Source organism: Anaerostipes hominis (ex Lee et al. 2021) (assembly GCF_002270485.1).
GTDB lineage: Bacteria > Bacillota > Clostridia > Lachnospirales > Lachnospiraceae > Anaerostipes > Anaerostipes hominis.
This window is the reverse complement of the sequence record NZ_NQOG01000006.1, coordinates 70,122-92,347: the sequence shown is the minus strand read 5'-3', so window position 1 is coordinate 92,347 and position 22,226 is coordinate 70,122. Positions and strand designations below refer to the sequence as shown.

Here is a 22,226-nt window from a genome sequence, read left to right as displayed (position 1 = left end):
TTGCTAATAAACATGGACCAGGAGGAATAGAGTGATGAAACAAGCACTTGATACAAGAACAAAACTTTTATCGAAAAGTCCCTGGCCGCTTATGATAGAACTCAGTATTCCTGCGGTTCTCGGTATGGTGGTCGTTGGACTATATAACATGATGGATTCCATCTTTGTAGGTCAGATGGTAGGAGCAGCCCAGATGGGAGCAGTATCTGTCTCTTATCCATTCACACTGATTAATGCGGGTTCTGCCGCTATGTTAGGTGTAGGTTCCGCATCGGTATTTTCCCGTGCGATAGGAAAGAAGGATGAGGGAACCATGAAAAAGATTATGGGAAACCTGGTTGCAATGGTTCTCTTACTGTCCGTCATTTATACAGTAGTGGGTATGGTGTTTACCCGCCAGCTTTTGACTCTGGCCGGAGCCAGTGACAACATTTTAAATTACGCAGAGAAGTATCTGCGTATCGTATTTGCCGGATCACTGTTCGTAAACTTCTTCCAGAGTGCGAACATGGTCATCCGTGGAGAAGGACAGCTGAAAAAGGCGATGAGTATTATTGCCGGCGGAGCCATTTTGAACATGATCCTTGATCCGATCTTTATCACGATTTTGAAACCTTATGGCATGGGAATAGAAGCGGCAGCTTATGCGACCATTTTGTCACAGTTTATTCAGGCCGCCGTTACCCTCTGGTATTTCAAAAAGAAAAGTCCAAACGTAAAAATCGGGCGCATTCGTATTGATGGAGGGCTGCTTCCACAGGTTCTTTCTGTTGGCGTATCCGCACTTTTGATGCAGATTCTGACTCTGGTACAGCAGACGGTGATTTATCGTGTGGCATCCAATTACGGAGGGGAGACTTCCCAGATTCTTTTGGGTGCGGCACTGCGGTTCTGGAACTTTTCCTTTGTACCACTGTGGGGTATCAGCCAGGGCTTCCAGCCTGCCGCTGGCACGAACTATGGAGCAAAAGAATATGACCGGGTAAAAACATTGACGAAAGTATTCGTGATCGCAGCTACAGTATTGTCTCTGGTATTTTATATCCCGGTGGAGCTGTTCCCGGATAAGGTACTTTCGATGTTCATTACAACGCCGGGTATAACAGCTTCTGGTGCGACTAATTTCCGAATTATGTTCAGTACCTATATCCTGCAGGCAAGTTTCCTGATTGCTGTGACGCTGTTCCAGTCTTTGGGAAAAGCAAACAAAGCGACCTGGCTGGTACTGTTCCGTCAGATCATTCTGTTTATTCCGCTCTGCGTGATCCTGCCGATGGTTGGCGGCATGGGTATCTTAGGCGTATGGCTGGCGATTGCCCTGACGGATGCAATCCTTGTAGTGATTACGATCAGCATGATGCTTTCTGAGTTTCGTAGGATGCCGGCTACAGCGAAAGCAAAGCGGTAAGGGCTGAATTGTTACCGGAATCATTGTTTTAGGCGTGGCAGGTTATGCGATATGGGCTGTTCAGAAAATCTACATAGACCGCAAGAACGGTTCCTGCTGTAGCGGCAGCTGCTCCGGTTATGTAGGGAATGAATATTGCAGTAAATAATTGACCTCGGGCTGATACTCTTTTAGAGAGCTTCAGCCCGTTTTCTCTGTTTGCACTATTGGAAGGGTTATAATATAATGCTAAATGGATTGTAAATCATTCTGATTGGAGCGGTACGAAATAAGAATAATTTATATAATAAGAGATGCCAGAGAGATTCTGGCAGAGCAAACAAAGAATAGTGGAATTGTAGAAAGGGATGTTATGAGCGAAAACCCTATTACAAACGCAAAAGGGTTATCCGCGGTTATTCCAAAAGATAATGATGGATATTGTACGGTTTATAAGATGGACTGTACAGATGGCCTGGGGCTGATGACAGTTTATCAGGTTTATCCTGGCATACAGCTCATTTATAATGACTTTGAAGCTGCAAGCTGTGACTGGAAGGAAAATCTGGATAAGGATATATTAGAGATCAATCACTGTCGTGAGGGGCGGGAAGGAAGTACACTTTTAAGTGGTTCCTGCCTGTATCTTGGTGAAGGGGATCTTTCGATTCATGCAATGGATAACTGTTCCCCGGAGATGAGCTTTCCCTTAAAGCATTATCGTGGAATCTCTGTGGTAATTGACCTGAAATTTGTAGCAGAACATCCACCGGAAATCCTTTCTGAGAGCGGTATTGACATTTTAGATTTTAAGGAAAAATTCTGTGCGGATGGGAATTGTTTTGTTATGCGGGCAAAGGATGAAATTGAACATATCTTTTCGGAACTTTATTCTGTACCGGACTGCCTGCAGAAACCCTATTTTAAGATAAAGGTCCAGGAACTTCTCTTATTCCTGTGTATGGTAGACGTATCGAAAGAAAAGCAGCGGGAGCAGTATACTTCCCCGCAGGTAGAAGTTGTGAGAGTAATTCATAAGAAGTTAATCTCCAATCTGCAGGTGCGTCCTACGATTGAGGAGCTTTCTAAAGAGTATCTCATCAATACAGCAACATTAAAAGATACGTTTAGAGGAATTTACGGACAACCAATTGGTGCGTATATGAAAGAGTATCGGATGAAACAGGCTGCTGTTCTTCTACGACAAACACAGTACACCATAGCAGAGGTTGCAAATCGGGTGGGATACGAAAACCAGAGTAAGTTTGCGACTGCTTTTAGGGATATTTTGAAAATGGCACCAGCCGAATATCGAAAGCAGAACAGCAGTATCTGATTTGTTTGAAAAGTGAACCGTAAATTCAGATCGTGGATGCCTTGTATTGAGAGGCAGGACACAAAAATGGTATGAGGCTATGGAATATGGAGATGTCCTGGAGTAACGTGAGAAATTACTCCGGGGCATTATTTTTATCGAAGGTTGAGTGTAAAGGAAAAATCAGTGCGCTTTTTACATCGTATTCATTAAGCCGAGCAAGGAGTTGCTTCTGTTCATCTGACAGCGTACTCCATTTTGAAAAGTGCTTTTCGTTTACCACGGCGACAGTAGCGCTTCGGAATTTAATATGTTATACTAAAAATCGAAAATTTATGAATAAACTGAGGAAAACGATTATGAAGTTACAGCAAGTATTAAGCTACGTCCGCAGAGCCGTGGACGATTATCAAATGATACAGGAAGGGGACAAAATTGCGGTCGGCATTTCCGGCGGCAAGGACAGTCTGACCATGCTCTATGCCCTTGCACATTTACGCATTTTTTACCCAAACAAGTTTGAAATCCACGGAATCACTGTGGATCTTGGATTCGGAAACTTTGACATATCTCAAGTAGAAAAACTGTGTGAAGAACTGAAAGTTCCATATACGGTTGTAAAAACCGAAATCGCAGATGTAGTTTTTGAGCGTAGGAAGGAAACCAATCCGTGTTCTCTTTGTGCCAAGATGAGAAAGGGTGCACTGAACGAAAAGATAAAAGAACTGGGATGCAATAAAGTAGCTTATGCCCACCACAAGGATGATCTGGTGGAGACCTTTTTGATGTCTATGCTCTTTGAAGGACGGCTTCACTGTTTTTCACCGATGACGTATCTGGACCGTATGGATCTTAAAGTAATTCGGCCTTTGATGTACATGGATGAAGCAGATGTAATCGGATTTAAGAATAAGATGAATCTTCCGGTGGAAAAGAGTCCCTGTCCGATGGACGGCTACACAAAGAGGCAGTATGCAAAAGAGACTTTAAAAAAGCTAGATGAAGACCATCCGGGATCTAAAGATCATATGTTTCGGGCTATGATTCATGGAAATCTTGAAGGATGGCCTGAAAGACAGGAACGAAAAAGATAACATGAGTTTTTACCACTATTGTATATTGTAGGAGCGCATTCTAAAGTGCGACGGAAATAGTGGTAAAAAACTATCGTTAGATGGCTCCTTTGGTTCAATATTTATGAAAGCAGAAGGTGCAAAAACCATCAGAAGAGAAAAATTGCGATCTCTATATCTATACGCAAAATACTAATTTAAATTATAGATGGAGAGGAATCCTGCAGATCATTGTACTGTCAGGATCATTTTCTGGCACGGATAATCAAACACGGTGAGTAATTCATCATCTTTGAATCCGCATTTATGATAACATTTTCTTGCAGGGATTCCCTTGGGATCACCGGATGCAAATGTCACCACCTGGATCTGATCGCCTGTTCTGAAGTTAGATTTCATTTTCTCGATCATGGATCTTGCCGTTCCTTTTTGTCTGGCTTCAGGATGTACCGCAAGGAACTCAAGCTCACAGTCTGCCTTTGAATAAAGCAATAAACCAATGATATTCCCGGCTTCGTTCATGGCCGATATGGCCTCTCTGTGTTTGATACAGGTCTCCAGAGCTTTTTTAAATCCTTCTTTTTCATATCCTGCAAAGTCTTCTTTGACGATTTCTACAAATTCAATGCATGTGTTTATATCGTTGTATTCTACAAGTTTAATTTCCATTGGGTCCTCTCTTTCCTGGTCTTTCCAATTCCACCATTTTAGTTTTTCCGGTTCATGTACATCTGTGGAGGCATAATATACCGCACAGCGATATACATAAAGCTGACATCGGTCGATATGGCAGCCTTTCATCAGGCATTCCCTTTCATACAATTCTTCCGGGTCTGCCCCTTTTAATGACTGTATGGTAGTATATCCGAGCATTTGAAGATCCTCTTCTGTTTTCTTTCCCACGCCGGGGATATTTCTCAATTCACCCATATTTCCTCCTGTAATGATTCTGTCCTATGTTCTTTTTTCATTTTAACACACAGCTGGATCTTCTGCATTCTTCTGATTCTATTTTGACATAATATAGAGTTTGTCAGTGATAAAATTGATGATTATAACAGCAGCTTCTATTATGATGCTCCACAAAATATTTTAAATGCTTTTTTAGATGGAAAAATTGAATAAGTTCTTAATATGATAAAATCCCAGAGAAATTCAATCTCCGGGATTCTATCAATTATATGATCATGTAATGTCCTTCTTCTCTGCCATCCGAACACATATCCCGGCAAACAGCAATGAAATAACAGTGAGAATAGACGGTATAAATATATTCTCCCTCAGAGAGGCTCCGCCGATGTTTCCCTGCATAAGAACAATCAGTAAAAAAGAGGAGACAATGGCTGCCTTTGAGGATTTAGCTGTCATCCCGATAAAAAGTGCGATAAAACTAATACAGATTGTGGAAGCAGATTTTAAAAGCGTTGTCAGATAAAACATTGGATCGGTAAGCGATACATCCATCGGGAAGGAGGAATTTTGATAAAAATTCATACCAAGCTGGACAACAGCGTAACATATCAATTTGGCAGCGGCCAAAGATACAAAACTAAAGATCCAGACAGCTGCGATTTTTGAGAGCATGATTTTTTTCCGGCTTACCGGATAAGTAAACATCAGTTCCATAGTTTTATTTTTATATTCAGATATAATAAATGTAGCATGCATGACAGCGGCAAAGATTAAAAATGAGATATCTGTCAATAGTTCTACATTTGTGGAGATCCCCATGTGCTTCAAAGCCATATCCGGGACTCCTGTTGCGGAATCATCGGCGATCCCCAGAAATGCCATAGCAAAATTAAATATTGCTAATACTGCGATTAAGATTGCAGCACCAGCAATATATTTGCTGATTTTATGCTTCTGCCATTCTAACTTTATTAATTTAAACATAGGACTTTCCCTCCCCTTCTGATTGTGCTGTAAGTTTCAAAAAATAATCTTCCAGTGAATCATTTTTTCTTTTCAAGGCATCTATTTTCACGTTGTTTTGTGAGAGCACTCTGGACAAAGTGCCAGTGGAAATAGAACTGTCATAGATCCGAATTTCACCTTCATCCATTACTTTAAAATCAGAAACCGAGAGTTTCTCCTCCAGGATATATGAGGTGTGCTTCACATCAGAGGTCACAAGTTCGATATATGCAAGGCTTCCCTCGGAAATCTCCTGCATAGACAGTTCATTGAGCATATGGCCGTGATGTATAATTCCGATAGTATCCGCCAGATTTTCCACTTCTGATAAAAGGTGACTGGATATAAGGATTGTAATGCCATATTCGTCGCACAAGGTTTTTAAAAGATCCCTGATCTTCTTCATCCCTGCAGGATCCAGCCCGTTATATGGCTCATCGAGAATCAGTAGTTCCGGTTTGGCAAGAACTGCCCTGGCAATCCCAAGACGCTGTTTCATGCCCAGAGAATAGCTTTTCACATGTTGTCTGGCTGCACCTGTGAGATCCAGCATGTCAAGTGCACTGCCCACACAGTCAGGACTGTAGTATCCCATATATTCGCAGTGCAGCTTCAAATTTTCTTCTCCGCTTAGTTCCTCATAAAACACAGGAAACTCGATCATACTCCCCATCCGTTTTAAAAGATCATGGGATGAGGGGCCAAGTTTATCCCCAAACAGTTCGATCTCTCCTGAGGTTGGCTTCCAAAGATTTGTGACAAGCTTCATGGTTGTTGTCTTTCCTGCACCGTTTGGTCCCAGGAATCCGTAAATCTCACCTTTGTGCACCGACATATTCAGATCTGAAAGAATTTCTTTTCCGTCAACGGTCTTGGTAAGATGAGATGTTTTCAATACATCTTTCATAATATGGTTCTCCCTTCCTTTTTCATTTATCATACAGCTTTGGATTTTCAGAACTGTTGAATAAATCTTACGAATTTCTTTCGGAGGAAGTTTTAATAATTAAATTTGTTTAATTGCAGCGTAAATGTAGTTTTTTCGTATGGAATGCTCTGTAAAGAAAGGTCCCCGCCCATCCTCACTGCAAGTGTTTTTGCGATTGTAAGGCCAAGTCCGTTGCCGCCCATGTTTTTGTTTCTGGAATCGTCCAGCGTGTACAATCTGTCAAACACATGGGACAAATTTTCTTTGGTTATTCCTTTCCCTTTGTCCATCACTTCAATAAAAACTGTAGATTCTTCTTCTCTCAGTCTGACCCCAAGATAGCTTCCATCTGATCCATAGCGGATGACATTTGTGATCAAATTAAATAAGATGCGGCTTATGGCATCTTCATTTCCATATACAAACACATCTTTTTCGGGAATATCAATTTCCACATCAAAATCTTTTGCTGTGAGGATATTATAGAAATCCACAACGTTCTGTCTTAAGATCTCATTGATCGAAAGTTTTGACATGGTAAGATCCGTATCACCGGCCTCTATTTTTGACAATATGAAAAATTCATTGATCAATTCCATCAACTGGGTGGCTTTTCTCTGAATCTTCTTTAATTCTGTTTTATTTTCCCCCGGCTGATCTGACATAATTTCAAGATATCCAAGGATAACGGTCAGCGGAGTTTTAATATCATGAGATACATTCGAGAGCATTTTTTTGGAGGCAATCTCAGCTTTTTTATAATCAGCTTTTACCTTTTGACGGTCCTCCAGCAGGCGGTTCATCTGGCAGATTAAATCTGCAATCTCTGCCGAACCGGTAAAGGACATTACTTTTTCGTCTGTATCCTCCGTTAAAATCCTGTCGAGCTGTCTAGTAAGCTCTGCAATATTTTTCGTCTGGTTTTTATATCGAAAGTACTCTGCTGTAAAGAAAACAGCGAAAAGCAGAGTTAATACTACCAATATGTAAAGGATGGGCATTGTCATAGATTTTCCCCCAGCTTATAACCAATTCCCCAAACCGTTATGATATACTTGGGTTTCCGGGCATTATTTTCTATTTTATTCCTCAGTCTGCTGATGTGGACGTTCACTGCATTTTCATCTCCCATGTAGTAATCTTTCCATACAGCAGAATAAATCTGTTCCTTGGTATATACTTTTTTGGGATTCCCCATAAGAAGCTTAAGAATTTCAAATTCTTTTGCAGTTAAATCCAGTTTCTTTCCATTTTTAGAAACCGTGTAATCATCCAGATTCATGGTGAGTTCTCCGGCTTTCAGAAGCTGCAAAGATTCAGGCTGCTCTGCAAAGGTTAAATACTGGGTTGTCCTGCGTATGTTTGCCTTAATTCTTGCTAATACCTCTGTCACAGAAAAGGGTTTGGTAATATAATCATCTGCACCTAAAAGAAGTCCCAGTGACTTATCAAGTTCCGTATCCTTTGCTGATAGAATGATGATCGGAACAACACTATCCTCCCTGATTTTTTTCATGACTTCCATCCCGCTTAGTTTCGGGATCATCAGATCCAGCAGCACCAGATCATAAGAACCTTCAAAAAACTTCTGACAGGCCATCTCACCGTCAAAAGCTGTTTCCACTTCAAATGCTTCTCTGCTCAAAAAATCTTCCAGCATCTCGCTGATTTCCATATCATCTTCGATCAATAATAGTTTCACAATATCCTGGTTCCTTTCTGCTTTGTATCTATTGTATTTATTTTATCATAAGAAAGAATTTGAGTATATTTAAATAATGCTTGCACTCTTCGATATTATTCGATAAAATATCTCTAGCGGGGTATGGCTCAGTTTGGTTAGAGCGCACGGCTGGGGGCCGTGAGGTCGCAGGTTCGAATCCTGTTACCCCGATTTATCATTTACTCAGTAATTAAAGAACATCCCGAATACGGCAATGAACGTATTCGGGATGTTTTCATTTATTTCTCTTCGTCTTCTTTTTCTACCTGGCGGATTTCTTTTGTCTCAATTTCCTTTTTGACCGCAGAAAGGAATTCATCTAAGGACATCTGCCCCTCATCTCCCTTAAATCGGCTTCTCACGGAAACGGCCTGGTTTTCTTCTTCTTTTCCTCCCACAACTAGCATATATGGGATCTTATGAAGCTGTGCCTCCCGGATCTTATAACCCATCTTTTCAGCCCTGGTGTCAATCTCAGCGCGGATGCCGGCTTCTTTTAACGCATCCAGCACTTTGTTTCCATAGTCTAAATGCTTGTCAGAGATCGGAATGACCTTCACCTGCACTGGTGCCAGCCAGGTCGGAAATGCTCCTGCGAAGTGTTCGATCAGGATACCGATAAACCGTTCGATGGAACCAAAAGCAACCCTGTGGATCATGATCGGACGGTGCTTCTCTCCGTCTGCTCCAGTGTAATGGAGGTCAAACCGCAGAGGAAGCTGGAAGTCTAACTGAATGGTTCCGCACTGCCATGTTCTTCCGATGGAATCTTCCAGATGGAAATCAATCTTCGGTCCGTAGAATGCTCCATCCCCTTCATTGACTACATAGTCAAGTCCAAGATCGTCCAGTGCGCTCCTCAAAGAATCTGTAGCCATCTCCCAGTCTTCATCACTTCCCATGCTGTCTTCCGGCCGGGTGGACAATTCCACATGGTATTTGAATCCAAACAGGCTGTAAACCTGGTCGATCAGCGCTGCGACACCTTTGATCTCATCTTTGATCTGCTCAGGCATCATAAAAATATGGGCATCATCCTGTGTAAAACAGCGGACACGCATTAGTCCGTGAAGCTGTCCGGATTTTTCGTGGCGGTGTACCAATCCCAGTTCTCCCATGCGAAGCGGCAGGTCACGGTAAGAGCGTGGCTCTGACTGGTATACTAAAACGCCGCCTGGGCAGTTCATAGGTTTGATGGCAAAGTCTTCTTCATCGATGACCGTTGTATACATATTTTCCTGGTAGTGATCCCAGTGTCCGGATGTCTCCCACAGGTGCCTGCTCAGCATGATCGGGCTGGAGATCTCTACATATCCTGCTTTGTTATGGATTTCTCTCCAGTAGTCCAGCAAAGTATTCTTAAGCACCATACCATTTGGTAAAAAGAATGGGAATCCCGGCCCTTCATCTCTCATCATAAAGAGTCCGAGTTCTTTTCCAAGCTTTCTGTGGTCACGTTTTTTCGCTTCCTCCATCATGGTCAGGTAATCTTTCAGATCTGCTTTTTTTGCAAATGCAGTTCCATAGATACGGGTGAGCATCTGATTCTTTTCATTACCGCGCCAGTAGGCTCCGGCGATGCTTGTGAGCTTAAACGCTTTCACAGGCTTTGTTGTCATCAGATGAGGTCCTGCACACAGGTCAATGAATTCACCCTGCTGATAGAAACTGATAACGGAATCCTCAGGAAGATCCTCGATGAGTTCTACCTTATACGGCTCGTTGCGTTCCTTCATAAATGCGATTGCTTCTTCTCTTGGTTTCGTAAAACAAGTGATCTCCAAATTTTCTTTTACAATCTTTTTCATTTCTGCTTCAATCTTCTCCAGATCATCCTGTGTAAATGGAGTATCCTTCTCCATGTCATAGTAAAATCCATTGTCGATAGACGGCCCGATGGCAAGCTTTGTCTCCGGGTACAGGCGTTTTACAGCCTGGGCTAAAATATGGGATGCAGTATGGCGGAAAGCGTGTCTTCCCCCTTCCGAGTCAAAGGTAAGGATACTCAGCTCGCAGTCATCCTCTACAATAGTCCTTAAATCCACGACTTCCCCGTTGATCTCCCCTGCACAAGCAACTCTTGCAAGTCCTTCACTGATATCCTTTGCGATATCAATGACAGACATGCTCTGGCCGTACTCTTTAACAGATCCATCTTTTAATGTAATCTTCATAGTATTTTTCCTTTCTTGTATTGTAATTAAGAACAAAGCAGCCTTCCTTGGCACATCGTGTGCATCATGCCCGGAGGGCTTTTTTATTCCATAGGGAGAACATTCCTATGGAATAAAAAAAGCCCCATGGAAAAATCCATGGGACGTTATTCACGCGGTTCCACCCTTGGTTGCCTGCTTCATATCGTAAAGCAGACCACTTCGTTGACGATAACGGTGTCGGCCGGGCTGGTTTGCAGCCGCTCGGAGGTGGTCTTCATCTGTTTTAGTACTTAAGATGCTCTCACCAAATGCATCTCTCTCTGGAAGACTTTCACAGATTACTCTTCTCTTCAACGCTTTTTTATTTCCCACATATTATAACACTGTTAATTTGTGAAATCAATCCTTTTTCATAGCAAAAAATTTAGATGCCAGAAACAAACTTATCTCTAATTCGGCTGAAGTCTCTGTATCATATTGTCAAGAAACGGCGCCAGGACGTATACAATGGCCAGCCCGCCAATACCGAAAACAAGCAGGCCTTCCGCGCAGACCCTGCCGTGGATATTCAGAAAGTATCCGCTGTAATCCCACCATCTTTGCCCGTGATGCATCGTTTCCAGAAAGACAGAAGTAAAATATTCCACACATCCGCAGACAGCCACGATACTGATAAATTCCAGGATCGGTTTTTGTCTCAGTTTATTTAACAGTGTCAGGATCAAGATTCCGCCGGCTCCGTAGATGGGAATCCAGGGACCGTGAAGGATTCCCCTGTTGGTAAAAACACCGCTGGCGATTAAATGCAGGCTCACTTCCCAAATCCAGCCCAGAAAGGACAAGATAAAGAAAAGCAGCGTCAATGACCATAAGGTATAACGGCGCATATAATGCAGAGTCTCAATTCTGCGGCGTTTTTTGCTTTCCGGCATCATACTCAGCCTAGTGGGATAAGAATCTTTGTCCGCCGCATTTTTCATGGCCTGGATGTGAAGCTGCTCTGTCTGGTATCGTTCATATTCTTTTTCGGCCTCTGTGTTGATCAATACGATGCCAAGATAGTCTTAAAAAAACCTGCTGAGCTTTGTGCGGCGGTCCTTAAATTGACTAGCTGCTTCTATAATCTGGAGTACATCTCCATATGCAGATTGAATTGCTTGTTCGTCTGCTTTCTCAAACAAATATTTGTCATTGAGTAGCTCTAAATTAGGGATTCCTTTTTCCTTTGCTTTATTTCTTAAGTATGTATAGTATTCACAAAAAGCCGCCGTCCGGTAGGCATTGGAGTAAAAAACTGCACTCAATCCAAGCGTCACAAGTTCCAGCAGCCACCAGCCCAGGAAGGACATTTCAAAAAAAACACTGCCACTTATGTCCGTTCATCATCTCTCTGGACAGCCGGATTGCATCCCGGGATTTGATCGACGGATTTTCTGCCACGATGTAAGGCACAAGATAATAGGAATACTTTTTTATGATGCCTCCAATGACCGTAAAAGTCCACAGAAACTGAAAAATGGAAACAGTAAGCATCGTCTTGGACGCACGGAGCCATTTTTTTACCCGAAGCAGGAATAACACATGCTGAGCCGGAACTTTGTGGTAAACACGCCCTTCCAGAAACATTCTGCGGGAGATGACGGCGAAGGTATTGACAATGAGAATCCAAAAGGATAAAACAGCAGCCAGGCAGAAAACCAGTAAAATGGCCAGGGTAACATTTTGAGAGCCAAACAGGGAATTCATACCCGATGCCAGTGTGACCAGGAGAGATCCTGAGGTGACGCCATTGAGTATCTGTGCAAAGACTCCTCTGCTCCGTCCGAATGCGGGGTTCTGCTTTTTGGATGCGTCGATATGTTCTTTCTCAATCTTTTTGGAAAGCTTTCTGCCGGATTCGGTGTCCCCTGCCGCGATATCCTCTGCCACATCCACAACACCTTTTGAAGTGGCCACTGTGCCGGATACTGCTGCATGAGTGAACTCCGTAGAATATGTTTTGATGGATTTTATCGAGTCAGAAAACTCGGAACCAAGGAATGCGGAAACAAGACAGATGGCAAGAAATAGAGCGTAATGCCTTTTCACCGTCTGTCTGGCCTGTTTTTTCATTTCTTTTCTTGTCAAGATCTTATCTCCATATCCGGACCACATAAGCCTGGCGGTTTAAAGGGTCTCTTTTTTGATAGTCAAAGAGCAGGAGGGTTTCCTTCCGGCTCCCGTCCCCCGCAACATCAAACTGGAACTTTTCGATGTGGGACATCTTCCGCAGATTTTTATTGGCATAGGCAGAGAGTTCCCGATTCTTTGGAAGTATATTGTCATAGAGATCATACAGCTCGTCTTTGTTTACCGTGTATTCCCCGGAAAAAGACGGCCTGTTTTTGATATTTTCTCTTAAATATAAGTCGTAGGTTAACAGTTCCCGGTAAAGCGGAAGACTCTCATTCCCTGCATACCGGCAGATAAATTCCTCCAGTATCTCATAGGAGGCGATCCGGGAATGATTCATCTTGTGATATCCCTTGTCCTCATAAAAATTCCCCAGACACTGATACATGTGAAAGGGCGAGGAGAACTCATGCTCCAAATATTCCATTGTGTTGGCAAACTGCCGGCTGTTATAATAGATCTCCACCATATTCTCTATGGATTTCAGAGTCATCATATCCTCATAGGGAAGCCATTTGGTATACAGAACCTCATAGGGAGGCGTATCCTTGAATACAAGGCCATATTCATGCTTTTTCTTTTCCATATGGGAGCCTTTGAGCACCTTTAAAAATCCCAGCTGAAGCTGTTCCGGCCTTACCTTGTAAACGTCATTAAATGACGAAGCAAAGCTTTGCAGGTCCTCATATGGAAGCCCTGCGATCAGATCCAGATGCTGGTGGATGTTGTGCCCCTCATTGATCTTTTTGACGATTCCTGCCACCTTCTTAAAATCCATTGTCCGGTGGATCTCACGGATGGTCTCAGGATTTGTGGATTGAACACCGATCTCTAACTGGATCAGGCCGGGACGCATGCCTGAGATCAGCTGCAGTTCTTCTTCATTGAGCAGATCGGCTGCTACTTCAAAATGAAAGTTCGTGACTCCGTTGTCATGTTCCTTGAGATATCTCCATATAGCCATAGCATGTGTACGATTACAGTTAAAAGTCCGGTCAACAAACTTTACCTGGGGAACCTTGTGGTCAATAAAAAATTGGAGCTCTTTTTTTACGAGGGAAAGATCCCTGAACCGAAGGCATTTATCAATGGAAGAAAGACAGTAGCTGCAGGAAAACGGGCAGCCGCGGCTGGATTCATAATATATGATCCTATGCTGAAAGTCCTCCATATGGTTATATACAAAAGGGACCTTGCTAAGGTCCATCACCGGCCTCCATGGATTGTCTGTGATTGTTTCTCCGCTCCTCCAGGTGATGCCGTCAATCTGTGAAAGATCATCTTTTTTGCCGTGATAATAGTCCATCAGTTCCAAAAAGGTCTCTTCCCCTTCTCCTTTGATTACTCCGGTGACCTGGGGAAAACGTTTCAGCACATCTTGGGCATCATAAGATACCTCCGGGCCGCCCAGCCAGACTGGCAGGGCGGGAAAAAGCTTTTTGATCTCCCGGAGGATGCTTTCAACATATTCTATATTCCATATATAGCAGGAAAAGCAGAGTAGATCCGGCTTTTGTTTATATAGATCCATCAAGATATCGTCTGTCTGCTGATTGATCGTATATTCCGCGATGGTAATCTCCTCCCGGTAGGGCTTTGCATAGGCCCGCAGGCAGTAGACAGCCAGATTGGAATGAATATATTTTGCGTTGATTGCAGTAAGTATAACCTTCATCTTGTCTCCTGTATTTATATGATCTCTGCCCCAAACGGCATCAATGCTAATTTTGCTATCTTAAAGTGCTGAAGCCCAAACGGGATGCCGATGACAGTGATGCACAGAAAAGCCCCCATGATGGCAGAACCGGCAGCCATAGGAAGTCCTGTGACGATCAGCCAGATGATATTTAACAGCATGGAGCCGGCACCTCCGCCATAGCGGACCTCTTTGCCGAACGGCCAGAAGCTTAAGGATGCAAACTTAAAGCACTGGATACCCACCGGGATTCCCACAATGGTAATGCACCAGAGACATCCTGCAAGGCACCATCCCAGTCCGCTTACAAAACCTCCGCAGATAAACCATAATATATTTCCGAAACAGCCCATAATATCTCCTCCTAATCTCTTGTTCTTTTGCTCTTAAAGTAAATGAAATCATCAATGGCAGCAAGGATATCCTGAAAATCTTCTCTTGGTGCCAATTCAATATATTGTCTCAAAAGTTCCCGTTCCTCTTTCTTATAGGGACCGTAAAAAATATCAAACAGGTTATGTCCCCGCAGATAAATCTTGATCTCCTCCATATGAGCTTTGACATCATCAGGGGATGTCAGCGTTCTTCCGAGCACCTCCATCAAATGCCTGCCGCTCTTAAGACGGTGTAGGTATTCCTGCCACTTCTGAAACAACGTTTCATAAAATTCTTCCTCTGTATTGATAAGGTTTAATTTTACCATAACTGCAGGATTCAGAAAATAGTTTTCAAAGGAATAGTATTTCAAGATCAGCACATTTCTCCTGGTAACTTTAGGAAGAGGGTCCACATCGGATATGCTCCGCTCGTCGTAATACCTGCAGAGCTGTTTTCCCAGGACATCCGGATCTTTTCCGTCGCTGTCCCGGATCATTAAAAACTGGTCCTTTAGATAAATCTGGTTCATATATTTTAAGTTTGCATAGGTCTTGATGTTGGTGCAGCTGTTTGTGGTTATGATAGCGATTCGCTTTAGCCGTACGTCTTCATCACAGACCTCTGAGTAATAACGCTCCAGCAAAAGAGGAAGGCGGCTTTTGTCCTGTTTTCCTTCCACGATAAAGACAAAATTCACATCCATCAGGTCCGCGGCGGTGTAGCCCAGATCATTGAGGATGACTCCCAGATCTGTTTTTTCCCGTACAACGGAATAGGCATCCTTATCAAGAAGAATCTGTCTGATCTGGCGGCTGTTGAAGTTAAAGATCAAGTTCGGCGCATGGGTGGTGAACATGACCTGATTCTTTTCGGAAAGCTTGTAAAGAAGGTCTCCCGCCGCCTTCTGGAGCTCCGGATGCAGGTAGATCTCAGGGACCTCCATCATGATGATACACGGGATTTTAGCGGATTCCTCCACATAGGCTTCCAGCAGCGACAAAATATAGATGCTCCTTATGCCCTTTCCCTGCTGTTCCACAGTCCTGGCCCCTTGGTGTTCTCTGCTGTAGATCATGGAACGGACCTTAAGCAGAGAATTCATGTCGTAGTTCATATAATAAAATACATCGCCTACTCCTCCATTTTTGTGGAAACTTTTATTGACCTTTTCCACAAAATGGTCCAGATTCAGGTGATACAACTTGTATTCAAATAACTTGGACGTCTCGAATGCGTTTAATTCCTCCGGCATTTTCTGATGGATCAGACCGATACACTGAAAGCAGTGAGTGCACTGCTTCTTCCTGTCAAACATGCAGCAATCGGAGCGCATCTGGGTCAGCAGTTTATCCTCCTGGCTGATGAACAGATCTTCCTGGATCTGGGAGATGTCCCGCTCCGTGTCCATGTAATAGATCTTTGGAAAAACTTTCGGGATATAGGGATTGTTTTTCTGGAATCCATCCTGATACAGGATCCTGCCATTTCTGTTGGCTATGAAAGAGAAGGTCAGGCTGCCATCCTGAAATGATGGGAGGCGTTCCCGGAAATTCTTCTCCCATATCTCATACCTCTTATAGTGGCTTACGATCCCTTCTGAGTGGAGAAGCTTTAAATCCTCCTGGGTGATGGAAATGCTGATGCCGATCTCGATATTCTGTCCTGATGAGTGGAAATCATCTTCCGTGATCTCATACTGCCCTCCGGCTGCCCGCACGGCATCTAAGACAGAGCTTTTTCCCGCGTTATTTTTGCCCACCAGAATCAGAGCATTTTCGATATTGGTCAAATGCATGGTTTTAATGGATTTAAAGTTGTGAATAGAAAGGCTGGTGATCTGCATAAAGAATTCTCCAATCACATAAATATATTCTTATTCTATCATATATCCTGTTCTGGAAGTACTTCATCTTCCCCATGCGCAGAAAGTTCTTTAATATCACAGATGAGAGATATACGAAACAGCTTCTGTACTGTCTTCTTTCTCTTTATCGCTCTGACATATATTTCTGTATTTCGTTAGAAGTCAATTTTCGTATTTGTGTATTTGCATATTCTTTATATTCTTCAACAGCAAAAATAGGCTTTGTATCTTTACAGGTTTTACCTTTATTCTTTTTTAGGTATAACTGTAAGTCCTCATTATTTGCAAAAATTTTGTAGGAACGTCTCCCATTTTCACTTACTATTTCATAAATACCACATGATTTTTTCATACTGTAATCAGCAGTACGCAAATACATTTTTGCAATTTCTAGTGACTTGAAAGGAAAATTCCATCTTTGCAGACCACGCTTAGGGTCATGTTCAATACAGATGCACCGTCCACAAGTCCCACAGATATACTGTGTATGATTTTGTAAACATTCTATCGGATTTAACAACGGTGTAATTCTACTTTCATCAATATAGCATTCAATGCACATTATAGTCTCATCTCCTTACAAATTATATTTTTTATCTTCTATAGTCATATAAACTGGGATTTACATTTAAGTGTTCACATCAATATTTGAATAATTTATCTTTACTTCACTTATGATATTTTCATATGATAGTAATTCACACCTATCCATCTCATCGTAATGCTCACTCAAATAGCTATAGTCATATTCTTTTTCATCAGGAAATTTGCAACTTCCTTCTACCACAGAGAACATATTGAAAATATACTCGTTATTTGAATTATATAAATTCATTGATATATCAAATGAATATTCTATAAATATTTTCCCATCAACTTTTGTAATATTTGTAAGAATACATTCATCACTTGCTATAATTTTTCCTTCTGTAATACCAAATAACAAATTAGAATCGATATAACCAATGTGTAACAGTTCCTCTTCTGCATTAAAAGTTTGCTCTACTTTTCTTGATATTATTTCCCATACAAGTAATATAAACATTTCTTCATTCATAAATCATTTCTCACTTCGCATTCATATCAAAATTCCAATTTGTATTCTAAATTCTAGCATAAGATTATCACTTCCTGTTGGGCTTTCTTTTTATTCCCAACAGCCTAACAAAATCATCAAACAAAGCTGTATCTGTTGGCTCAAACATCAGCCATTTTCCGTCATGATAAGTTTTCGTCTCATCATAAATTTTTTGCACTTCTTTTGAATAACTATTTCTATCTTTATCGAATTTTAATCGTTCATCTTTCCCTAAGATAATCATAAATCCTACACAATTTTCTCTTGCGTACAACGCACAAAGCGTTTTTCCACCTCGACGATATTTATACTCATAAGTCCACGCTTTACCACCTTTGTTCCACAAGCATTCCATTTCATACTTTTCATCAATTAAGATACACAGTTTATTCCATATATCATATAATGATTTACCGACTAAAGCAGTCATTTCTTCTGCATTTGGTATTTTATCCAGCATATTCGTTTCTCCTTTATAATTTTCTCAATTCTATAAACTGAAGATTTTGCTATTTCATTTTTTCTTGACACTCGCTACATTCTCTATCGTGAATAGAAATAATTCCACCGCATTCAGAACAAGTATATTTTATTTTCTGCTGTTCCATGAAATGCTCCAAATCCTGTCCTTGAACAAAACGACTATTTTCTATAAGACTTGCTTGATACCGTTTGTTATAGCTTTTTTCAAGGTTTTTAATCAACTTACATGGATATTTGGCACATTCAAAACAATAGGATAACGCTTTGGCTTTGACACAGTCCTTTATTTTGCATTTACGACAATGTTCAGGTTTCCCTTTATCACTATTCAAACACCCAGCACAAGGTTTTTTGTGGTAACAGTGCTTATAACAAACTTTACAATTCATTCCGCATGGAGCAAACATACTTATATCAATTTTTTCTGGCATTTTCATAGTTTTCTACTCCTTTCGGCAAATTATGCTCAAGCTAAGATTTACCTTTTTTATTAATAATATATGATTGCAAACTTTTTCGACAGCCATTCTTTTCATAAAATTGCTCTACTGTTGGTTGTGAACCAAAATATAACATAGTAGGTGTAGTATCTTTTGCAGAATGATTCTGAGCTTATCTGCCACATAAACTGGAAGTTATACTTTACGTTTCTTGTATTTCTCTTTTGCATAATCATATGCTTCTTGGATAAGTGGTTTCAATTCCACAAAAGTTTTTTCCGATGGATTCAGTGAACATATCCACCCCATCCACGCATATACAGGGTGGGGAAGAATTTTGTTTGTTGCAGAAAAATCATAATTCATATCAACTATACAACCCTTTGCAGGGCGTTTTGGTATAAAATCAAACATTTCTATAAAAGTAGTTTTTCGTACTCCTAAATTCACGCGGTATATATTCTCCCTGTTCAAGCTGGAGCTTTTGTCATTATCCCCGTCTTTCTCTTTTACCGTCAAAATATAGACACCGCGCTTTAGAATATTATCAGGATTATAATATATCCCTCTTTCCCCCCAACTATTAACTAAAACCGTTCCCTCTAAATTTTCAAGACAGTATTTTAATATTTCATCTGGTGTCATATATTATCCTCCACATCACAATGTTTATAGTTTTATAATCTGGGATTTGTTTATTTCTTCTTTTTCAGTTTTGGTACTGGTAATTCCTCATACATTGCATTAAACAAACCTATCAGAAATTCCTTATTATCAACTTCGTCTACCAACAACATTTCTTTTGCTCCCTCATAGGGTAACTCATGCGGAGCTGTTGACATATAACTAATTGCTGATTTTACTGGTTTGACAAGCAATCTATCATCATAGATACCGCCGACAATCTTACCACGATAATAGATAATAAATTCTCCCATCATAGCACGATATGTAATTTCTTCTAATTCGGATAACTGCCCTAAAATAAACTCCAAATATTCTTTGCTTGATGCCATACTTCCACCTCAAATTCTAATTTATCTTTGTATTTATTGACTTCTACAAACTGAATTTTTGTTTTGAAGGTCTTGCTTTTTTCTGAACCAAATCACTATCAAACGATACTTTTACAACTGCATAATTTATTTTAGCTCCAGTAAACCGCACAACGTACTCTTTCTCTTTTTGCAGATTCTCAAGCGTAATTATAATAGTGTCGTCACTGACGTTTTCATCCCATATCTTGCTCCATAAAATCTCATCAGCATTTCTGTCCTTGATTTCTACAATGCCACTTTCACCATCCATTTGAAAAGAAACTTCCGCATCTAAAGTTTCCATATCTTCGGACACACAAAACAGGAGTTCATTCTCAAATGGGTCCGCGTTACTGTAATTTGCATGCATTTCCATTTCAAGAACTGTTATTTCAGTGTTTTCGATTCCTACTCTGCTCAATTGATTATTATCAGCTTTTGAACATGCGGTCAGGCTGACAACACTAATCATACCAACTAAAAAAATAATATTTTTTATTACAAACATGCTCTTACCTACATCATAAATTTTATATTCCAAAATTCTCTATTCTGAATAATCATTATATAGTGCTGGAACAGCTAATCTTGCTCCTGTGCTTGTATCTGCACCAAAATTAAAACTTGGAGCTATATCATATGCAAATTTGTATCCATATAACGTAGGATTATATTTTCCAATAGCTGTATATGTGCTTTCTATTGCTTTACAAAAATCTTCTTCATTTTCATATGGTTCACCTTGAAAATATAGCATAATACATTCTGGAAGCTCTACTATTTTATATGATTCCGGAAGTTCCTTATCATATTCTAACGGAACTTCAATACCTACTGCTATCCTTGAAAAACCTTTTTCTACAAATTTTTCTGGAAGTTCAATTAAAGCGGCAGGTTCAATTTTTTCTGGAATACTATTCAAAAGCCCTTCCCACTCACAGCCAACTTCTTCACAATAAGAAAAATAATCTTGTGCATTTTTCGATGGCAGATAAATAAGTTTTCTTTTGTTACGTTCTTTGGCAGTAATCATACAAAAATTCAAAGCATTATTCATAAATAACTCCTCCTTATGTTTGAGTAACGCATTATAGTGACTGACTGGATATTGTATGAATAATGGAATTGCAATTTTTTTGTCACGGTATACAGAGGGCATAATGTGAAATCTCTTATAAAACGAACGTGCAAATCCCTCATGTGTTTCATAATGACTATTCAAAGCAACTTCTAAAATTGTTTTTCTTGTATTTAACAACTCGTTCGCGCTTTCTGTCAAACAAACTGCATTGATATATTCTCGTAATGTTTTTTTCAGAAACCTCTTGAAAAATCTATCAACTTGTCGTCTCGAATATCCAATCTTAGAACAGACATCATGTATACAAAAATTATCATCTTTATAATGCGTGCGTATATAGTCTTGTATTATCTGTACTGCTTCCATATCATTCATTATATCCACCTTCAATGTACACCAGCATAGTGGCTTTATCTTGATTTATTTAGACAACTTCAAATTTGTCTTTGTGTACATTATATCACGCCACATCAATATCGTCATTTCTTTCCTGCTTTTGAAAATTTACTTATCACCCTATGTTTTGTAAAGAGTGCTATTCAGCATTGCTTATGCAACAAGTCCTTGACAAACCATAACCTAATAAGTTTTAGGATAATCAAGCAGAAATGAAGTAGTCTGCTATTTCACAGCGACAAAGAAGAAATACTAACACGCCTATGTAGTATCGCTTAACTTAGCAACAAAATTCTTGTCTTTGCAAGCAGGTAAACACAGGTTATTCTTTAATATCCTTTTGTTTGGGAAACTCCGCACTCCCAGTTAGAGATGGTCTGCCTGGTAACGGATAAAAAATCGGCTACTTCCTGCTGGCTGTATCCCTGTTTCTTTCTAAGTTTTAATAATTTTTCTTCTATCATACAAACGGTGCTCCTTTCTGTGCCATCATTATATTGAATCCCACAACAAAGTGCCAGCAAATCTGTTTGGAACTTTGTCAAATTTTTTTGGCAAGCCTGAAAAACACAGGAAGATAGTACAGTCCTGTAGCAGTTATCATGCCTCCGCACAGGATCATCAGAAAGATCTGGACGGCCCTTGGCATTCCGGGAAACAGGAGAAAAAATCCCATGCTCCAGTAGGTGATCATGGTAGCTGCCTTGCCGATGAAGGCTGCCCCGTCCAGCTTTTTTCCATTGAGCTTCATGGCGGTCAGGTTGCCCAGGAGCATATACAGTTCTTTGACAATAAAAACGAGAAACAGGTACTGGAAACCATTGATTCTGCGGATCAGGCAGAAGATCACCGCGCCCAGGGTCAGTTTGTCAGCCACAGGGTCCAGAGCCTTGCCAAGCTCCGTGACCTGGTGAAGCTTTCTTGCGGCAATTCCATCAAAGAAGTCTGTGACACCTGAGAGAATGAGAACAGCCAGGGCCTTGTATGTGTCTGTCACAGAATGCGCGTTGATATAGAGATAGATAAACACAGGGACCAGCAGAATGCGAAAGTATCCCATAAGGTTCGGTATTGTAAAAAGATCTTTTTTCTGAAACATTTG

General features: G+C 40.8%; 26 protein-coding genes, 1 tRNA gene, 1 pseudogene and 1 other annotated feature. Of the genes and pseudogenes, 5 read left to right on the top strand and 23 right to left on the bottom strand.

The window, feature by feature from the left end; translation table 11 throughout:
* Positions 1-34 precede the first annotated feature (34 nt).
* The 4 genes from CI597_RS07880 (at position 35) to CI597_RS07865 (ending at position 3,796) form a co-directional block, all read left to right on the top strand.
* Entirely contained in the window at positions 35-1,408 is a 1,374-nt protein-coding gene (locus CI597_RS07880) for an MATE family efflux transporter (protein WP_024727525.1), read from the top strand.
* 7 nt (positions 1,409-1,415) lie between these two features.
* Complete coding sequence (locus CI597_RS07875; protein ID WP_095142907.1) at positions 1,416-1,556, top strand: FeoB-associated Cys-rich membrane protein; 141 nt, start codon at positions 1,416-1,418, stop codon at positions 1,554-1,556.
* 120 nt (positions 1,557-1,676) lie between these two features.
* Positions 1,677-2,723, top strand: a complete 1,047-nt coding sequence (locus CI597_RS07870) for a helix-turn-helix domain-containing protein (protein WP_024727526.1) — start codon at positions 1,677-1,679, stop codon at positions 2,721-2,723.
* A gap of 338 nt (positions 2,724-3,061) precedes the next feature.
* The gene (locus tag CI597_RS07865; RefSeq protein WP_024727527.1) at positions 3,062-3,796 is read left to right on the top strand and encodes a tRNA lysidine(34) synthetase; all 735 of its coding nucleotides are present in this window, start codon (positions 3,062-3,064) and stop codon (positions 3,794-3,796) included.
* Between the two features lie 207 nt (positions 3,797-4,003).
* Here the strand turns inward: CI597_RS07865 and CI597_RS19175 are convergent, their stop codons facing one another.
* From CI597_RS19175 to CI597_RS07835, 5 genes are all read right to left on the bottom strand, one after another.
* A complete protein-coding gene (locus CI597_RS19175) occupies positions 4,004-4,705 on the bottom strand; it encodes a GNAT family N-acetyltransferase (protein ID WP_330607087.1) in 702 nt (233 codons plus the stop codon).
* Between the two features lie 255 nt (positions 4,706-4,960).
* On the bottom strand, positions 4,961-5,671 hold the full coding sequence (locus CI597_RS07850; RefSeq protein ID WP_024727528.1) for an ABC transporter permease: 711 nt from the start codon (positions 5,669-5,671) through the stop codon (positions 4,961-4,963).
* Positions 5,664-6,599: an ABC transporter ATP-binding protein gene (locus CI597_RS07845; RefSeq protein WP_024727529.1), complete on the bottom strand. Its 936-nt coding sequence runs from the start codon at positions 6,597-6,599 to the stop codon at positions 5,664-5,666. The genes CI597_RS07850 and CI597_RS07845 overlap by 8 nt, the downstream gene beginning before the upstream one ends.
* A gap of 92 nt (positions 6,600-6,691) precedes the next feature.
* Entirely contained in the window at positions 6,692-7,627 is a 936-nt protein-coding gene (locus CI597_RS07840) for a sensor histidine kinase (RefSeq protein ID WP_024727530.1), read from the bottom strand.
* The gene (locus CI597_RS07835; protein WP_024727531.1) at positions 7,624-8,322 is read right to left on the bottom strand and encodes a response regulator transcription factor; all 699 of its coding nucleotides are present in this window, start codon (positions 8,320-8,322) and stop codon (positions 7,624-7,626) included. The genes CI597_RS07840 and CI597_RS07835 overlap by 4 nt, the downstream gene beginning before the upstream one ends.
* A gap of 117 nt (positions 8,323-8,439) precedes the next feature.
* On the opposite strand from CI597_RS07835, the gene CI597_RS07830 reads away from it, so the two are divergent.
* A tRNA-Pro gene (locus tag CI597_RS07830) sits at positions 8,440-8,514 on the top strand.
* Positions 8,515-8,582: 68 nt separating this feature from the next.
* On the opposite strand, the gene thrS is transcribed toward CI597_RS07830, so the two are convergent.
* The 18 genes and pseudogenes from thrS to CI597_RS07750 form a co-directional block, all read right to left on the bottom strand.
* Positions 8,583-10,517: a threonine--tRNA ligase gene (gene thrS, locus CI597_RS07825; protein ID WP_024727532.1), complete on the bottom strand. Its 1,935-nt coding sequence runs from the start codon at positions 10,515-10,517 to the stop codon at positions 8,583-8,585.
* 136 nt (positions 10,518-10,653) lie between these two features.
* Positions 10,654-10,862 (bottom strand) — a binding site (T-box leader).
* An 86-nt stretch (positions 10,863-10,948) separates the two neighbouring features.
* A complete protein-coding gene (locus CI597_RS18455; protein ID WP_051405204.1) occupies positions 10,949-11,545 on the bottom strand; it encodes a putative ABC transporter permease in 597 nt (198 codons plus the stop codon).
* 18 nt (positions 11,546-11,563) lie between these two features.
* Entirely contained in the window at positions 11,564-11,815 is a 252-nt protein-coding gene (locus CI597_RS18450) for a hypothetical protein (RefSeq protein WP_235824575.1), read from the bottom strand.
* 34 nt (positions 11,816-11,849) lie between these two features.
* Complete coding sequence (locus tag CI597_RS18445; RefSeq protein ID WP_235824574.1) at positions 11,850-12,626, bottom strand: DUF975 family protein; 777 nt, start codon at positions 12,624-12,626, stop codon at positions 11,850-11,852.
* Between the two features lie 4 nt (positions 12,627-12,630).
* Positions 12,631-14,346: a B12-binding domain-containing radical SAM protein gene (locus tag CI597_RS07815; RefSeq protein ID WP_024727533.1), complete on the bottom strand. Its 1,716-nt coding sequence runs from the start codon at positions 14,344-14,346 to the stop codon at positions 12,631-12,633.
* A gap of 14 nt (positions 14,347-14,360) precedes the next feature.
* The gene (locus CI597_RS07810; protein WP_024727534.1) at positions 14,361-14,720 is read right to left on the bottom strand and encodes a YccF domain-containing protein; all 360 of its coding nucleotides are present in this window, start codon (positions 14,718-14,720) and stop codon (positions 14,361-14,363) included.
* Between the two features lie 11 nt (positions 14,721-14,731).
* A complete protein-coding gene (locus CI597_RS07805; RefSeq protein ID WP_024727535.1) occupies positions 14,732-16,588 on the bottom strand; it encodes an ATP-dependent nuclease in 1,857 nt (618 codons plus the stop codon).
* Between the two features lie 145 nt (positions 16,589-16,733).
* Positions 16,734-17,171 (bottom strand): hypothetical protein, encoded by a 438-nt coding sequence (locus CI597_RS07800; protein ID WP_024727536.1) that lies wholly within the window; start codon positions 17,169-17,171, stop codon positions 16,734-16,736.
* A gap of 66 nt (positions 17,172-17,237) precedes the next feature.
* Entirely contained in the window at positions 17,238-17,666 is a 429-nt protein-coding gene (locus CI597_RS07795) for a hypothetical protein (RefSeq protein ID WP_024727537.1), read from the bottom strand.
* A gap of 67 nt (positions 17,667-17,733) precedes the next feature.
* Positions 17,734-18,147 carry a DUF3788 domain-containing protein gene (locus CI597_RS07790; RefSeq protein WP_024727538.1) on the bottom strand — a complete coding sequence of 138 codons (414 nt, stop codon included), beginning with the start codon at positions 18,145-18,147 and terminating at the stop codon, positions 17,734-17,736.
* A gap of 49 nt (positions 18,148-18,196) precedes the next feature.
* Positions 18,197-18,607 (bottom strand): DUF3795 domain-containing protein, encoded by a 411-nt coding sequence (locus CI597_RS07785; protein ID WP_024727539.1) that lies wholly within the window; start codon positions 18,605-18,607, stop codon positions 18,197-18,199.
* A 34-nt stretch (positions 18,608-18,641) separates the two neighbouring features.
* Positions 18,642-18,767 (bottom strand): annotated as a pseudogene (locus tag CI597_RS19400) (GNAT family N-acetyltransferase); the annotation flags it as partial.
* 38 nt (positions 18,768-18,805) lie between these two features.
* Positions 18,806-19,255, bottom strand: coding sequence for a DUF6194 family protein (locus tag CI597_RS07775; protein ID WP_009009736.1), 450 nt, complete (start codon positions 19,253-19,255; stop codon positions 18,806-18,808).
* Positions 19,256-19,305: 50 nt separating this feature from the next.
* On the bottom strand, positions 19,306-19,626 hold the full coding sequence (locus CI597_RS07770; RefSeq protein WP_009009735.1) for a TfoX/Sxy family protein: 321 nt from the start codon (positions 19,624-19,626) through the stop codon (positions 19,306-19,308).
* A 43-nt stretch (positions 19,627-19,669) separates the two neighbouring features.
* Positions 19,670-20,188: a DUF4624 family lipoprotein gene (locus CI597_RS07765; protein WP_235824573.1), complete on the bottom strand. Its 519-nt coding sequence runs from the start codon at positions 20,186-20,188 to the stop codon at positions 19,670-19,672.
* Positions 20,189-20,194: 6 nt separating this feature from the next.
* Entirely contained in the window at positions 20,195-21,103 is a 909-nt protein-coding gene (locus CI597_RS07760; protein WP_024727541.1) for a helix-turn-helix transcriptional regulator, read from the bottom strand.
* Positions 21,104-21,453: 350 nt separating this feature from the next.
* Positions 21,454-21,588, bottom strand: coding sequence for a helix-turn-helix transcriptional regulator (locus tag CI597_RS07755; protein ID WP_081723829.1), 135 nt, complete (start codon positions 21,586-21,588; stop codon positions 21,454-21,456).
* Between the two features lie 77 nt (positions 21,589-21,665).
* Positions 21,666-22,223, bottom strand: a complete 558-nt coding sequence (locus CI597_RS07750; RefSeq protein ID WP_034549362.1) for a CDP-alcohol phosphatidyltransferase family protein — start codon at positions 22,221-22,223, stop codon at positions 21,666-21,668.
* Positions 22,224-22,226 lie beyond the last annotated feature (3 nt).